The sequence below is a fragment of the Ruegeria sp. CG11 genome, from assembly GCF_056537245.1.
On the sequence record NZ_JBQFRE010000001.1, the window covers coordinates 584,454 to 598,674 of the forward strand.

Genomic DNA, 14,221 nt, shown 5'->3' on the forward strand with positions numbered 1-14,221 from the left:
CACTTTGTAGAAGAAAGGTTTTGCTTCTCGTGACTGCTCAAAAGCGGATCAGTTTTCAGGTTGTACGGGACGAAGTTAAACGCCGTATTGAAAGCCGAATCTGGCCTCAGGGATCATTGCTGCCAACGGAAACGCAGCTTGCCGAAGAATTCAATTGCGCGCGTGCGACCGTGAACCGCGCTCTGCGTGAACTTGCCGATCAGGGGTTCGTGGAGCGTAAGCGCAAAAGCGGAACGCGGGTTAAGAAAGAACCCAGCAAACACGCGAAACTGGAACTTTCAGTGGCGCGCCAGACCGTTGAAAACCAGAATTCTACCTATCGCTATGCGTTGGTCGAACGGAACGTCGTTTCCAGCCCCGGATGGCTGGCCTCACAACTCAGTGTTTCACCAGACTCACGCGTTTTGCATGTGATCTGCATGCACTACGCCGACAACCGCCCCTTCCAATTGGAAGAGCGCTGGATCAACATCGACACAGTGCCCGAAGTGGAGCATGCCGACCTCAATGCGCAGGGTCCGCATGAGTGGCTGCTGCATGTCGCCCCCTTCACCGAGGCAGAGATTGCCTTTTGCGCGATTTCTGCCGACGGGCGCCTGGCCGAATTCATGGGCACGACTGCCGGCACCTCGATGATTCAGCTTGAGCGCACGACCTGGAAAGATGGTGAACCGATGACATTCGCGCGCATGACCCACCATCCCGGGTATTGCATCCGCACCAGCTACTGATCCCTGTTATCCAATCGGACCGGGTAACCGCTCTTCGCTGAGGAGGACGTTGGCTTCGACGTCCCCGGCGCCGGGTAAGGTCATGATCCGCCGCCGCAGAACCCGCTCAAAGTCGGACAGATCGCGGGCGACAACCCGCAAGCGGTAGTCGTACAGACCCAGGACGTGCTCGACCGTCTGAACCTCGGGGATGGCGCTGACGGCGCGTTCGAAATCTTCCAGGCTGACCTGTCCCTTGCGGGCCAGCTTGACGCCCAGAAAGACAGTCACGCCGAACCCCAACGCCTCGGCATTCAGACGCAGACGACGGCCCCGGATGACCCCTGCCGTTTCCAGCCGCCTAATACGACGCCAGGTCGCTGGCTGGGACAATCCCAGCTTACGCCCTAAAGCTCCGGCGCTTTGAGTGGCATCCTGCACCAGCGCGCGCAGGATTTGGCGGTCGGTTTCATCCAACTCAATCATACCGGCAGGACCTCGTTCCGTTTCACCCGCGCGATGTGCATCAAGGCTTCGATATCGGCGATATGCGGCAAGGTCAGAATGCGGTCGCGGTAGATTTGCTGATAGTGAGACATGTCGCGCGCCAGCACTGATAAACGCACGTCCACCCGCCCCAGAAAGGTTTGAATCTCGATCACCTCGGAGACTTCGCGCGCGGCGGCCGTGAACTCATCAAAGGCGCGGGGCTGGGTTTTGTCCAGCGTCACGCGCAGCGAAACCTCAACAGCGTACCCAAGCGCGGCCCAGTCAATGACAGCCTCTTGCCCCTGAATGACGCCCGAGGCCTGCATCTTCTCGACCCGGCGCCAACACACGCCTTGGCTGATGCCACACCGCTCGGCCAGCTCGGCCATAGAAAAGGTCGGTTCGGCCTGTAGGTGGCGCAGAATGCGCCGATCCATGTCATCAAGCATGACTTTTTCGCCTACTCATAATTTCGCGAATAATTTTTCACCTTTTCAGCAAATACTCAATGCTTCAACACTCGCCAACCATGCCACACCCAACTAAAAGCTCAGCAACCGTAACAGAAAGGACCGGAATCATGCGCGTCTATTACGATCGCGATTGCGACATCAACCTGATCAAAGACAAAAAAGTGGCTATCCTCGGCTATGGTTCGCAAGGCCACGCCCACGCGCTTAACCTGCGCGACTCGGGTGCCAAGAACCTGGTCGTCGCTCTGCGCGAAGGTTCCGCTTCGGCCAAGAAAGCCGAGGCCGAAGGTCTGGAAGTCATGGGCATCGCCGAAGCAGCAGCCTGGTGCGACGTCATCATGTTCACCATGCCCGACGAACTGCAGGCCGAAACCTACAAGAAATACGTGCATGACAACATCAAACCGGGCTCGGCCATTGCCTTTGCCCACGGCCTGAACGTCCACTTTGGCCTGATCGAGCCGAAAGAAGGCGTCGACGTCATCATGATGGCCCCCAAAGGCCCCGGTCACACCGTGCGCGGCGAATACGTCAAAGGCGGCGGCGTGCCCTGCCTGGTAGCCGTTCACAACGACGCAACCGGCAAAGCGCTGGAAATCGGTCTGTCCTACTGCTCGGCCATCGGCGGCGGCCGTTCGGGCATCATCGAAACCAACTTCCGCGAAGAATGCGAAACCGACCTGTTCGGTGAACAAGCCGTCCTGTGCGGCGGTCTGGTCGAGCTGATCCGCTGTGGCTTTGAAACGCTGGTTGAAGCGGGCTACGCGCCCGAAATGGCCTATTTCGAGTGTCTGCACGAAGTGAAGCTGATCGTGGACCTGATCTACGAAGGCGGCATTGCGAACATGGACTACTCGATCTCGAACACTGCCGAGTACGGCCAGTACGTCACCGGCCCGCGTATCCTGAAATACGACGAAACCAAAGCGCGCATGAAAGAAGTTCTGAACGACATCCAGCAGGGTAAATTCGTTCGCGACTTCATGCTGGAAAACGCAGTTGGTCAGCCGACCATCAAAGCGTCGCGCCGCGCCAATGACGAGCACATGATCGAGGAAACCGGTGCGAAGCTGCGCGCCATGATGCCCTGGATCTCGGCTGGTAAAATGGTCGACAAGGAAAAGAACTGATCCCGACGGTTCCTTACGAAAGGGCGGCCATTCGGCCGCCCTTTTTTTGTCTCAACAGCCCGTTAATCCAAGGCGCACCATGATTGACCAACCCACATCCCGCGATTGGAGCGGCGTTATCACTCTGGGCCTTATCTGGGGCGGGACGTTCATGGTCGTCGCAATGGCGCTGGAGGGATACGGGCCGGTTACCGTTGCCACCGCACGCACCTCCTTGGGGGCGTTGACCTTGCTGGGGATGATGGCGCTGACTGGGCGCAAGCTGCCATCGAGCAACCCGAAACTTTGGGGGTACATCGCCATCATTGGCGTGTTATCAACCGCACTGCCGTTCCTGTTGCTCAGCTGGGGGCAGCAATATGTGGCCTCGGCCTTTGCAGGTCTGTCGATGGCGGCGATACCGTTGATGGTGCTGCCACTGGCGCATTTCTTTTCTGATGAGCCGATGAATCTGCGCAGACTCCTTGGGGTCACTTTGGGGTTTTGCGGTGCATTGGTGCTGATCGGCCCGGGGCTGGCGAAAATCGGACAGGGAGCCGAACCCGTGGCGCAACTGGCCTGTATCGGAGCGGCTCTGTGCTATTCCTGTGCCTCAATCTTCACCCGGCGCTGCCCGCCGGTTGATCCCGTCGCTTTGGCCGCGCTGTCTCTGGTGGTGGGAGCTGCGCTTTTGGTCCCGATCATGCTGGTGACCGAGGGCCTGCCTCGCTGGGAGGGCACGCGCCCCGGTCTGGCGATCATCGCACTGGGTCTTTTACCCACCGCCTTTGCGACCTTGCTGCGTGTTTCAATTATTCGCAGCGCCGGGTCCGTTTTCCTGACACTGGTTAACTATCAGGTGCCGATCTGGTCAATGATCTTCGGCGCATGGATTCTGTCCGAGGCGCTGCCGCTTCGGTTTTACATCGCGCTGATCATGATCCTGACCGGGCTGGCGATCAGCCAGTGGTTCAGCCTGCGCAAGATGCTGATCGGGCGTTAACTCGCGACCGCCTCGACCTCGGCCACGATACCATCGACAACCTGCGCCAGCAGAGCGCCATCCTCGCATTCCGCCATCACGCGGATCAGGGGTTCGGTGCCCGATTTGCGGATCAGCAGACGCCCCTGACCGTTCAGACGTGCCTCAGCATCGGCGATGGCGGCTTTGACGCTGCTGGCCTCCAGCGGGGTCTGCCCATCCTGATACCGCACGTTTTTCAACAGCTGCGGAACGGTTTCGAACTGCACCGACAGCTCAGAGGCCTTGCGGCCCGAATGCACCATCTCGGACAGGAAATGCAGGCCGGCCATCAGGCCGTCGCCGGTGGTGGCATAGTCGCTCATGACGATGTGGCCCGACTGCTCTCCGCCCAAATTGAACCCGCCTTCACGCATTCGCTCGACGACATAGCGGTCGCCAACCGCCGTCCGCTCCAGCCGCAGCCCCTGCGCAGCAAGGTGTCGTTCCAGTCCGAGGTTGGACATGACCGTCGCAACCAGCACGCCACCTTCAAGGCGATCGGCCTTGGCCCAACTGGTCGCCAGCAGCGCCATAAGTTGATCGCCGTCGGCCACCTGACCGTGCTCATCGACCATCACGACGCGGTCGGCATCACCGTCCAGACAAATCCCCACATCCGCGCCATGGGCCACCACCGTCTCAGCCGCCAGCTGCGGTTTGGTCGAGCCGCAATTCAGGTTGATGTTCTTACCGTTCGGCGCAACGCCCACCGAGATGACATCGGCACCAAGCTCCCACAGAACTTCGGGCGCGGTGCGGTGAGCGGCACCGTTGGCGCAATCGACCACCACCTTCAGCCCATCCAAACGCAGGTCGCGGGACAGCGAGGATTTCACCCTCTCGCCATACCGGAACCGCGCATCATCCACCCGGCGCGCGCGGCCGATATTTTGCGCTTGCGCAGGTTTAACCCCCTCTTCGATCAGTCGTTCAATCTCAAGCTCGGCCTGATCGGACAGCTTGTACCCGTCGGGGCCGAAAAACTTGATGCCGTTATCTTCGGCCGGATTGTGACTGGCCGAGATCATCACCCCCAGATCAGCCCGCATCGACCGGGTCATCAACCCCACCGCCGGTGTCGGCACCGGGCCCAGCAGCAACACGTTCATACCGGTTGAGGTCAGCCCGGCGGTCAGCGCGTTTTCCAGCATATACCCGGACAGGCGCGTATCCTTACCGATCACCACTCGGTGCGCTTCAGAGTGATCTTTCCGGAAATATCGCCCAACAGCGGCCCCGATGCGCAGGGCCATCTCGGCCGTTATCGGATGGGTATTTGCGGTGCCCCGCACCCCGTCGGTTCCGAACAGCTTGCGCATCGTGTCACTCCGTAATTTCTTGTCTGCGACCGGATTACCGGACGGCAGCCCACAGACGCAAGGCCTGAGCGGTCTCGGGCACGTCATGAACGCGCAGGATCTGCACACCCTGAGACAATCCAGCCAGCGCCACCGCAATTGATCCCGGCGCGCGGGCGTCCTTGCGCGGTTCTTGGCCGATCTGCCCGATCAGCCCTTTGCGCGACACCCCCAGCAGGATCGGGCAGCCCAACCCGTGGAACAGGCTAAGGTTTTGCAGAAGGGTCAGATTATGCGCTTGCGTCTTGCCAAACCCGATGCCCGGATCAATCACGATCCGGTCGCGGTTCAGGCCCAGCTGCTCCAACTGCGCCACCATCCCGTCAAGGAAATCGTAGACATCCAACAGTACGTCATCATATTGCGGATCGTCCTGCATCGTGGCCGGATCGCCCTGCATGTGCATCACGCAGACCGGGGCATCAACCTCGGCGCAAAACTGAGCAAGCTGTGGATCAAAGGTAAAGCCTGAGACGTCGTTGATCAGCCCAGCCCCTGCGTTCCACGCTGCCCGCGCTACGCTGGCCTTACGTGTATCGATGGAAATCAGCGCCTGCGTTTTGGCGCGGATAGCTTCGATAACAGGTTGGGTGCGCGCAATTTCTTCGTCTTCCGGCACGTAAGAAGCCCCCGGACGCGTCGACTCGCCGCCGATATCCAGAATGCTGGCCCCATGCGCCACCATCTGTTCCGCCGAGGCTACTGCCGCCTCGACCGAGTTGTGCACGCCGCCGTCGGAAAAGCTGTCCGGTGTCGCATTGAGGATTCCCATGATCTGCGGGCGATCCATCGCTAGTCCGGCGATCTCGGCGCGCGCGCCAGTCAGCCGCGCAAGCACATCGCCCGGAATGTCCTGCGCCGAAACTACGGTCGGGGCTTTCGTTCGCGACAACTGTTCGGCATGGGTGAACCACAAAGTCTGGCCGGCAAGAGGCACTGCGCCCGCTGGCCGGGCCGGGCCATGTTGCACCAGCGGTCGGTAGTATTCGGTCACAGTTGCGCCTGATCCACGGGAACGGCGCGCAGAGGTGTCTTTGGTGCGGTCGGCAACGCACCGCCAATCACCATCATTTCGCTAGCCTCGAAGGTGGCCGCGAACCACGCAGCAAGGGCAACGGCGTCCGAAGGTGCAGCCGAGGGGCCGTCAACCGCATCCAGCACGATCTTAGACGGCGCCCATACGCAAATCTGGCCGTTCTTCATCGCCCAGTCCAATTCAGTGCGCGTCGACACCACCACACAGCGATGATCCTTTGCAGCCAAAACCCAGGCGTTCTGTTCAATCGCCAGCAGGTCGATCCGGCGCTGTGTCATTGCGTGGCCGGTCTGAGGTACCGCCATATCCGCCGCGCCAACACACAGGATCAGTGGGCGCTGACGGTTTTCCAATTGGTCGATCCACCCGGTCAGATTGGACGAGGTAATGGCCTCGTTCGACAGGAACACCAACCGCGGATGAGGTCGTTCTTCCTCGACCACATCGTGCTGGATCGTGTCTTTGCCGCGCACGATCTCAACGCCCAATGCACCCGGCCCTCGATCCAGTTTTTCAATGCGGACAAAAGCCCTTACGGCCTGAGGCTCAAGCAGAATACGTTCCGCAACGCGATCTGCCAGCGTCTCAAGCAGGTTCAGGCGCTCGGCCGCCAGCTCGTGGGCAATCGCCTCGGTCACGCGGTCGTAGGACAAGATTCGATCCACGTCATCGTCGATCGGATCGGTCAGCGGACGCACCTCTACTACGATGTTAAAGCAGATACGCTGTGTTGTGCCGCGCTCGGCCTGAAAGGCGCCGATCTCGACCTCAACAATATGGTCCCTGAGCGAGATGCGATCCAGCGGACCGCGCGTAGCGGTCGCTTCGGACCGCTCGGACGGATGCGCAAAGGCAAGACGGATTTCAGAGCTCATGCAACGGACCTTTTCGGGCTTGGTGGGCTGATCAGCCAACACTATAGGATGCGCGGGCGTATAACACCGCCTCAAACGCCATTCCAGACACCGAATGCGGCGTCGGGGAAAACGGAGCGGAAGCAATAGCGTCGATACGCCCTGCCCCGGCATCTGGCACTCCGTCGGCTTGATCAGGCTCTGCGAAACTCAGTGGGCTCGCCAGTCGTTCCCACGACAGGCCGAGTTCGACACCCCGCGCCACTTTTCTGACGGCGCGGGTTTGCCGTTTAGTTGCTCGCAGTCCGGTAGTTGTGCCGGTAGAAGATATGCACACCAATGCGCGCTGTTTCCTTGTAGACGCGCGACCACGACGGATTCACCGCGGTGGTGTGATAATGCGTGGCCCCTTCGGTCAGTTCCTTGGCGACGCCGTCAATTGCGGCACGCGCGACTTTGGACACACGCTCATAGGCCTTTTTCTCGCGGATCACTTCCTTGTAGCCATCGCAGGTATAGGTGAACTGGCACTGGTATTTCTTGCCGGTTCCCTGCTTGATCACGCCGCACAGCGAGTCCGGAAACCGGCTGCTTTCGACGCGATTCAAAATGACCTCGGCCACGGCGAACTGGCCGCGCACGCTTTCGCCGCGCGCTTCAAAGTACAGCGCTTCGGCCAGACATTTGAAGTTTTCGTCCCCAGTGGCCGCCGGCTGTTGGTCCAGCCAGCTCTTGGAATACGAGACCCTTATAGGCTCAAGCTTTTTGCGGGGCTTGAACAGAGTCAGATAGTCGCGAAAGTTCTGCCCGGGCAGATCGGTCCGGGTAACAAGTTCGCGTTCGGCAGTATCGGTGGCTTCCCTTTCAGCGAAAGACACACTTGGCAGCATGGTTGCCGCCAATGTGGCAGCAGCCAGTATGTATCGTAGCATCAGATAACCTCGCACAGGCACAAATCGCGCCGTACCCTCCCCCGGCGGGCGCGACGAGGCATTTAGCGCAGTCCGGCTGAGACGTCTAGATCAGAAGAAAAAGCAAGTGGAAAATCGCCCGTGAGGAAAATTAATTCCACCACAAGGTTGCTTAAATACCACTAATCCTAGGGCACCCCCCCGGTGTCAACCCCCAAGTCTGGACGAAATTGCCAGTTGAGCGGAAGCCAGCCGAGCGACGGGCACTCGGAACGGTGAGCATGACACATAGTCAAACCCCAGGTCGCGGCAAATGGCGATTGATTCGGGGTTACCCCCATGTTCGCCGCATACCGAAAGGGTAACATCCGGCTGCGCCTGACGTCCACGCTCGGCCCCGAGTTTCAGCAATTCGCCCACCCCATCAGGATCGAGAACGTGGAACGGGTCTTCCACAAAGACACCCTGCCGCACATAGGCCGACATGAACCGTCCCGCATCATCGCGCGAAAGGCCATAGGTCATTTGGGTCAAGTCGTTGGTACCGAAACTCAGGAAAGACGTCTGCGGCGCGATCTCATCCGCCCGCAGACAGGCCCGCGGGGTTTCAACCATAACGCCCAGCCTGTATTCAAACTCCTGCCCGCGTTCGCTTGCCACTGCTGCCGCGACCGAGTCGATGCGGGATTTGACCAGCTCTACCTCGCGCTTGGCGGAAACCAGCGGGATCATCACCTCGGGCACCACGGGGGCGCCCTCCTTGCTGGCTTCAAGCGTAGCCTCGAAGATTGCGCGCGCCTGCATGTCGTAGATTTCAGGCACAGTCACACCAAGGCGGACACCGCGCATCCCCAGCATCGGGTTGTATTCGGTCATCGCTGCCACGCGCCGTTCGACGTCCGAGACCGGCAGGTCAAGCGCCTCGGCCAGTTCGCGCTGCCCGCTGCGTGTCGTCGGTAGGAATTCGTGCAGAGGCGGGTCGAACAGACGGATGCAGACTGGCTGCCCTTCCATGATCCGGAACAGTTGCACGAAGTCTTCGCGCTGCATCGGCAACAGACGTTCCAGCACCGCCGCGCGGCCCGAGGACGTTTGCGCAAAGATCATCTCGCGCATCACGATCAGGCGGCCGGGGTCAAAAAACATATGCTCGGTCCGGCACAGGCCGATTCCCTGGGCCAGAAAATTCCGCGCGGTCTGAGCATCGGCTGGCGTGTCCGCGTTGGCACGGATGGCGATATCACGCTCGTCATCGGCCCAGCCCATCAGCGTCTGGAAACAGTCATCCAGCGCAGCTTCGAGCATGGCAGGCTGACCCGCCAGCACCTGCCCCGAGCTCCCGTCGATCGTCAGCGTGTCGCCGGTTTTGAACACTCGGCCATTCGGCGCGGTCAGCAGCCTTTTCTTGGTCTGGAACCGCATCTCGGACGCGCCGACGATACAGGGCAGACCCAATCCGCGGCCAATCACGGCGGCATGGCTGGTCATGCCGCCCTTTTCGGTCAGCACCGCCACGGCCGCGTGCATCCCGCGCACATCCTCGGGCGAGGTCTCGCGACGTACTAGAATACAAGGCTCTCCACGCGCCGCACTGGCCTGCGCCTCGGCAGCGGTGAAGACGATCTTACCCGTTGCAGCCCCCGGGCTGGCGGCGATACCGGTGGTCAGAACATCCCGACGCGCTTCGGGGTGGACCTGCCGGTGCAGCATTTCGTTCAGAGAATGCGGATCAACCCGCATCACCGCCTCTTGCGGTGGTATGATGCCATCTTCGGCCAGCCGCACCGCAATCCGCAGCGCGGCCCGCGCACTGCGCTGCACCCGCACGCCGTCCAGAATGTGAACATGGCCGTTTTCGATCACGAACTCGACCTGCATTTCCTCGCGCAGCTTGGTGCGCATCAACGCAGCATGGGACTTGAGGTTGGCAAAGGCCTCGGGGGCCACCTCTTCCAGCGACTTCCCGCGCGGGTCCTTTTCCAGATAGAGCGCAGCCACACCCTCACCCAGCGCATCCCGCCCCTGGCTCTGGCTCAGGTATCGGCCCGTGATCTGCGGCAATCCAGTGGTCGAGTCGATCAACTGCAGCACGCCCGATCCGCATTCACCCTGCCCGACACCTGGGATCATCTCCTGAATGACCAGCCCCAGCCCCGCATCCGCAGGCGCACCCTTCGCCTGACGCAGCAACCGGGCCGAAGTTCCATCCCACGCCCGCGCCATCGACCGCAAGACAGCAATCAACTGCTCACCCCGGTCCTGAGGGAACGCTTCGTCGGTTTCATCCTCATAGGCTCGCAATGACATGCGCAGCCCTTCGCTGCCATCCGCGTCGATATCGTCGAACACATCTGCGTCCAGACGGGCCACGTGGATGGCGAAGCTTTGCACGAAACGCAGATACAGCGCGGCGGCGGCCTCGGCCCCCATCGAATCCGACAGGTCAACGTAACGCGCATCGTTCATGCCGATATTCAGGATCGCGCCGGGGCCACCCCAATCGGGGTCCTCGGAACTGGGCCGCACGCACAACAGCGCCGCCTGATCGAACTGTTCGACGATCGCCTCGATGTCGGGTACATGGCCTTCGGCAATCCGGTGGACCGCATCGAAGGACAGCGCTACCGTCCGTGGTACCGGCAATTCCAGACGGACCAGACGTTGCAAACATTTCGCCCGCCCGCCATGTGTATTGGCGGCTACGGGCGCTTCGGTCGTGATCAGAGTGGTATGCGGATTATTCTGCACTGCGGCACCTTTTGATTTGCACGCAGCATAAGCCCCTGCACCAATGGCGCAAGGGCGTTATGGCTTAGCCTTCGATCTTGCTGAGGTCGGCGACGCTGGAGCACACCTGACGGATCTGGCTGAGCAGGTTCAGGCGGTTACGGCGCAGGATGTCGTTGTCGGTATTGACCTGAACATCCTCGAAAAACGCGTCCACCGGACCGCGCAGCGCGGCCATTGCGGACATGGCCGACGGGAAATCCTCGGACTTCAGGGCCGCGTCGATCTCTCCCTGCGTCCCGTCCAGAGCGGCAAACAGCGCCTTTTCACTGTCCGTCTCAGCGAATTTCACATCCGCACCATAGGAGTATTCGACCCCGTCCTTCTCCTCGGCCTGCGTCAGGATGTTATTGGCGCGCTTGAACCCCTGCACGAGGTTTTCCCCATCCTCAGTCGCGATCACCGCATTCAGGGCGCGGGCCCGTTTGACTAGCAGGTTGAGGTCGTCATTCCCCTCCATCGCGATACAGGCGTCGATGATGTCGTGACGGATGCCCTCGTCGCGAAGGAAGACCTTGAGGCGTTCGTGAAAGAAGGAGAGGAGGTCGTCAGATGCATCGGGAACCTTTCTCTCGAGCTCAAGAAAGGCCGCAGCAGGCAACCCTCCGATTTTGTCCTTAACTGTCTGAAATGCAGCGCCAAAGACACCTCGCTCTGCGATTTCTTCTAATAGATCAAGAACGTTAGCTTCCGGCAACGCCTCATTGATTGCGCTTTCTGCTCTTATCAATTGGCTGTCAAAGTACCGATCCAGAGTTAGTCGTAGGTCGTTTTCGAGTATTAACCGTGTGACACCCAATGCTGCACGGCGCAGGGCAAACGGGTCTTTCGACCCGGTCGGTTTCTCATCAATCGCCCAGAACCCGGTCAGCGTATCCAGCTTGTCGGCCAGTGCCACGGTCGCCGAGAGCGGCGCGGTCGGCACGTCATCCGACGGCCCCAGCGGCGAGTAATGTTCTTGCGCCACGGCGGCCACGGCGGCGTCTTCGCCCGCGGCTTCGATGTAGTACCGCCCCATAAGCCCCTGAAGTTCAGGGAATTCATAGACCATTTCCGAGTTCAGATCGGCCTTGGCCAGACGCGCGGCTTTTTCGGCCTGATCGGCATCCGCTCCGGTCACCGGGGCCAGTTCGCGGGCCAGCGCGGCGATGCGGTCGATGCGTTCGGCCTGCGTGCCCAGCTTGTTGTGGAAGGTCACATTCTCCAGCGCGCGGGTCCATTGGGCGATGTCCGATTTGGCGACGCGCAGATCATTCTCCCAGAAGAATTTCGCATCGGCCAGACGCGCGGACAGCACCTTTTGGTTGCCTGCCAAAATGGTCGCACCATTGTCGGCGGTTTCGCGGTTCGCAACGGTGATGAAACGTTCGATCCGTCCGGTCTTGGGATTGTGGACCGAGAAGAACTTCTGGTGCTCTTTCATCGAGGTTTGCAGCACCTCGGGCGGCAACTCCAGAAACTCCTCGTCGATCTGCCCCATCAACACCACGGGCCATTCGACCAGACCGGCAACCTCGGCCAGCAAGCCTTTGTCCTCAACCACTTCCAACCCGGCGGCAAAGGCCATGTTCTGCGCGTCGTTCCAGATGTGTTCAGCGCGGTCGGCGGGGTTCAACACCACAAAGGCGCGCTTCAATTTGGCGGCGTAGTCGTCGAACGACGTGACCGAAAACCGGTTCGGCGCCATGAAGCGGTGGCCTGCGGTGGTGTCACCGGACGTGATGCCATCGACGTCCAAAGGCACCACTTGCGCGCCCGTCTCATCGGACAGGATGCACAGGATCGAGTGCAGCGGGCGCACCCAGCGCAGTGGGCCACTGCCCCAGCGCATAGATTTGGGCCATGGGAAGTTGCGGATGGTGGCCTCAAGCGCCTCGGCCACGATTTCAGTGGCGGGATGCCCAGCCTTTTCGATGGTGGCGAAAAAGACGGCACCCTTGGGCGTGTCGCGCTCTTCCAACTGATCGCGGGTAAGGCCCGCGCCACGCAGGAAGCCCTCGATGGCTTTATCCGGCGCGCCGACCTTGGGGCCTTTGCGTTCCTCGCGGATCGTGGGGCTTTCCGCCAGCAGCCCTTCAACCGCTAGCGTCAGACGGCGCGGCGTGGTCAGGGCGGCGGCCCCGGCATAGGTCAGACCGGCCTCGACCAGACCGTCGGTGATCCGCTTTTTCAAATCCTCGCCTGCGCGGGTCTGCATGCGCGCGGGGATTTCCTCGGAAAACAGTTCGATCAGCAGGTCGGGCATTTTCGGTCCTTAGAAATTGACGATCGTCTGGATGACGATGGCATTGGCGATATCCACAAAAAAGGCGGATACAAGGGGCAGCACGATAAAGGCAATAGGCGACGGGCCATATCGCTTGGTAACTGCGGTCATATTGGCAATAGCGGTGGGGGTCGCGCCCAGGGCAAAGCCACCGAACCCGGCTGACAGCACGGCAGCGCGGTAATTGCCGCCCATCACCGGGAACAGAACCCAGATCACGAACACCACGGCGAACAGGGTTTGCGCGGCCATGATGACGACAATGGCCAGCCCCAGCTCGGCAATGGTCCAAAGCTGCAGGCTCATGAGCGACATCGCCAGAAACGCGCCCAGCGAAAACTCGGAGATCAGCGCCAGCGAGGGGGTTCGGGACACAGGCGGCGCTTTGGGCGCGACCGCCGAGCGAATGTTGGCAATGACGATCCCCATGATCAGACAGGGCACGAAAATCGGCAGCATCAATCCGGCGGCGTCGATAGCTTGATGCAGGACGTAGCCGGAGATGATCGCCAAATTCAGATGAAGCAGGACGCGCATGATGGTGAGGTGATCGATCTTCGCCTCAGCCTCGGTCGCGTCGTCTGGCAGGCCGACCGTATGCTCTTCGTCCGGGCGGTCAGGGGTCAGGTTTTTGCCCTCGACCAGATAGCGCGCGATGGGGCCGCCAACCAAAGCCGCGAGTACAAGGCCCAGAGTCGCCACGGCCACGCCCAGTTCGGTTGCCCCGGTCAATCCGGTCACCGCGCCGACATCGGGCGCCCAGGCGATGGCGGTGCCATGACCGCCGATCAAAGAGGCCGATCCAAATAGAACTCCGGCCTGCGCCGGAAAACCAAACGCAACGGCACCGGCGGCACCGACGACATTCTGGGCAACGATTGTCACCAACGTCAGAATGAGCAGCAGGAGCAATGGCTTGCCGCCGGAAATCAAATCGGCCAACCGCGCGTTCAAACCAATCCCGGCAAAGAACACGATCAGCAGGAAATCCCGCGAGGCCAGGTCAAAAGTCAGCTCAACTCCGGCCACGAGATACAGAAACAGCAATACAAGAGACGCCAGCAAACCGCCGGTGACCGGCTCTGGGATATTGAACTGACGCAGCATCGCGACGCGGGCGTTGATCTCGGCCCCAATCAGATAGACCGCGATGCCTAGCGTGGCAGTCAGGAAATTGGGTATGTGGATCGCTGCGTCGGTCATG

12 protein-coding genes are annotated in these 14,221 nt (G+C 60.7%); 3 read left to right on the forward strand and 9 right to left on the reverse strand.

What is annotated here, in order from left to right; genetic code table 11:
- Positions 1-29: 29 nt before the first annotated feature.
- Positions 30-731, forward strand: a complete 702-nt coding sequence (locus tag ACR0KW_RS02890) for a GntR family transcriptional regulator (protein WP_480803650.1) — start codon at positions 30-32, stop codon at positions 729-731.
- Positions 732-737: 6 nt separating this feature from the next.
- On the opposite strand, the gene ACR0KW_RS02895 is transcribed toward ACR0KW_RS02890, so the two are convergent.
- Together ACR0KW_RS02895 and ACR0KW_RS02900 are read right to left on the reverse strand one after the other, a co-directional pair.
- Entirely contained in the window at positions 738-1,196 is a 459-nt protein-coding gene (locus tag ACR0KW_RS02895; RefSeq protein WP_480589626.1) for an Lrp/AsnC family transcriptional regulator, read from the reverse strand.
- Positions 1,193-1,648 carry an Lrp/AsnC family transcriptional regulator gene (locus ACR0KW_RS02900; protein WP_480803651.1) on the reverse strand — a complete coding sequence of 152 codons (456 nt, stop codon included), beginning with the start codon at positions 1,646-1,648 and terminating at the stop codon, positions 1,193-1,195. Before ACR0KW_RS02900 ends, ACR0KW_RS02895 begins: the two co-directional genes overlap by 4 nt.
- A 131-nt stretch (positions 1,649-1,779) precedes the next feature.
- Between ACR0KW_RS02900 and ilvC the strand changes: the two genes are divergently transcribed.
- Together ilvC and ACR0KW_RS02910 are read left to right on the forward strand one after the other, a co-directional pair.
- A complete protein-coding gene (ilvC, locus tag ACR0KW_RS02905; protein WP_170324547.1) occupies positions 1,780-2,802 on the forward strand; it encodes a ketol-acid reductoisomerase in 1,023 nt (340 codons plus the stop codon).
- A gap of 79 nt (positions 2,803-2,881) precedes the next feature.
- Positions 2,882-3,784, forward strand: a complete 903-nt coding sequence (locus ACR0KW_RS02910; protein ID WP_480803652.1) for a DMT family transporter — start codon at positions 2,882-2,884, stop codon at positions 3,782-3,784.
- Here ACR0KW_RS02910 and glmM read toward each other — a convergent pair.
- The 7 genes from glmM to gltS all read right to left on the reverse strand — a co-directional run bounded on the left by glmM (position 3,781) and on the right by gltS (position 14,220).
- On the reverse strand, positions 3,781-5,124 hold the full coding sequence (gene glmM, locus ACR0KW_RS02915) for a phosphoglucosamine mutase (RefSeq protein WP_480803653.1): 1,344 nt from the start codon (positions 5,122-5,124) through the stop codon (positions 3,781-3,783). The genes ACR0KW_RS02910 and glmM overlap by 4 nt on opposite strands.
- A gap of 34 nt (positions 5,125-5,158) precedes the next feature.
- A complete protein-coding gene (gene folP / locus ACR0KW_RS02920; protein WP_480803654.1) occupies positions 5,159-6,157 on the reverse strand; it encodes a dihydropteroate synthase in 999 nt (332 codons plus the stop codon).
- Positions 6,154-7,074, reverse strand: coding sequence for a dihydroneopterin aldolase (locus ACR0KW_RS02925; RefSeq protein WP_480803655.1), 921 nt, complete (start codon positions 7,072-7,074; stop codon positions 6,154-6,156). Before ACR0KW_RS02925 ends, folP begins: the two co-directional genes overlap by 4 nt.
- Positions 7,075-7,343: 269 nt before the next feature.
- Positions 7,344-7,985: a cell wall hydrolase gene (locus tag ACR0KW_RS02930; RefSeq protein WP_480803656.1), complete on the reverse strand. Its 642-nt coding sequence runs from the start codon at positions 7,983-7,985 to the stop codon at positions 7,344-7,346.
- 186 nt (positions 7,986-8,171) lie between these two features.
- Positions 8,172-10,712: a putative PEP-binding protein gene (locus tag ACR0KW_RS02935; protein ID WP_480803657.1), complete on the reverse strand. Its 2,541-nt coding sequence runs from the start codon at positions 10,710-10,712 to the stop codon at positions 8,172-8,174.
- Positions 10,713-10,776: 64 nt separating this feature from the next.
- On the reverse strand, positions 10,777-12,996 hold the full coding sequence (glyS, locus tag ACR0KW_RS02940; RefSeq protein WP_480803658.1) for a glycine--tRNA ligase subunit beta: 2,220 nt from the start codon (positions 12,994-12,996) through the stop codon (positions 10,777-10,779).
- A 9-nt stretch (positions 12,997-13,005) separates the two neighbouring features.
- Positions 13,006-14,220 carry a sodium/glutamate symporter gene (gene gltS / locus ACR0KW_RS02945; RefSeq protein WP_480803659.1) on the reverse strand — a complete coding sequence of 405 codons (1,215 nt, stop codon included), beginning with the start codon at positions 14,218-14,220 and terminating at the stop codon, positions 13,006-13,008.
- Position 14,221 lies beyond the last annotated feature (1 nt).

Bases quoted from the DNA above. Each gene is read 5' to 3' on its own strand.
- ACR0KW_RS02895 (WP_480589626.1), bottom strand. From the start codon at position 1,196: ATGATTGAGTTGGATGAAACCGACCGCCAAATCCTGCGCGCGCTGGTG.
- ACR0KW_RS02900 (WP_480803651.1), bottom strand. From the start codon at position 1,648: ATGCTTGATGACATGGATCGGCGCATTCTGCGCCACCTACAGGCCGAA.
- ilvC (WP_170324547.1), top strand. From the start codon at position 1,780: ATGCGCGTCTATTACGATCGCGATTGCGACATCAACCTGATCAAAGAC.
- ACR0KW_RS02910 (WP_480803652.1), top strand. From the start codon at position 2,882: ATGATTGACCAACCCACATCCCGCGATTGGAGCGGCGTTATCACTCTG.
- glmM (WP_480803653.1), bottom strand. From the start codon at position 5,124: ATGCGCAAGCTGTTCGGAACCGACGGGGTGCGGGGCACCGCAAATACC.
- ACR0KW_RS02925 (WP_480803655.1), bottom strand. From the start codon at position 7,074: ATGAGCTCTGAAATCCGTCTTGCCTTTGCGCATCCGTCCGAGCGGTCC.
- ACR0KW_RS02930 (WP_480803656.1), bottom strand. From the start codon at position 7,985: ATGCTACGATACATACTGGCTGCTGCCACATTGGCGGCAACCATGCTG.
- glyS (WP_480803658.1), bottom strand. From the start codon at position 12,996: ATGCCCGACCTGCTGATCGAACTGTTTTCCGAGGAAATCCCCGCGCGC.
- gltS (WP_480803659.1), bottom strand. From the start codon at position 14,220: ATGACCGACGCAGCGATCCACATACCCAATTTCCTGACTGCCACGCTA.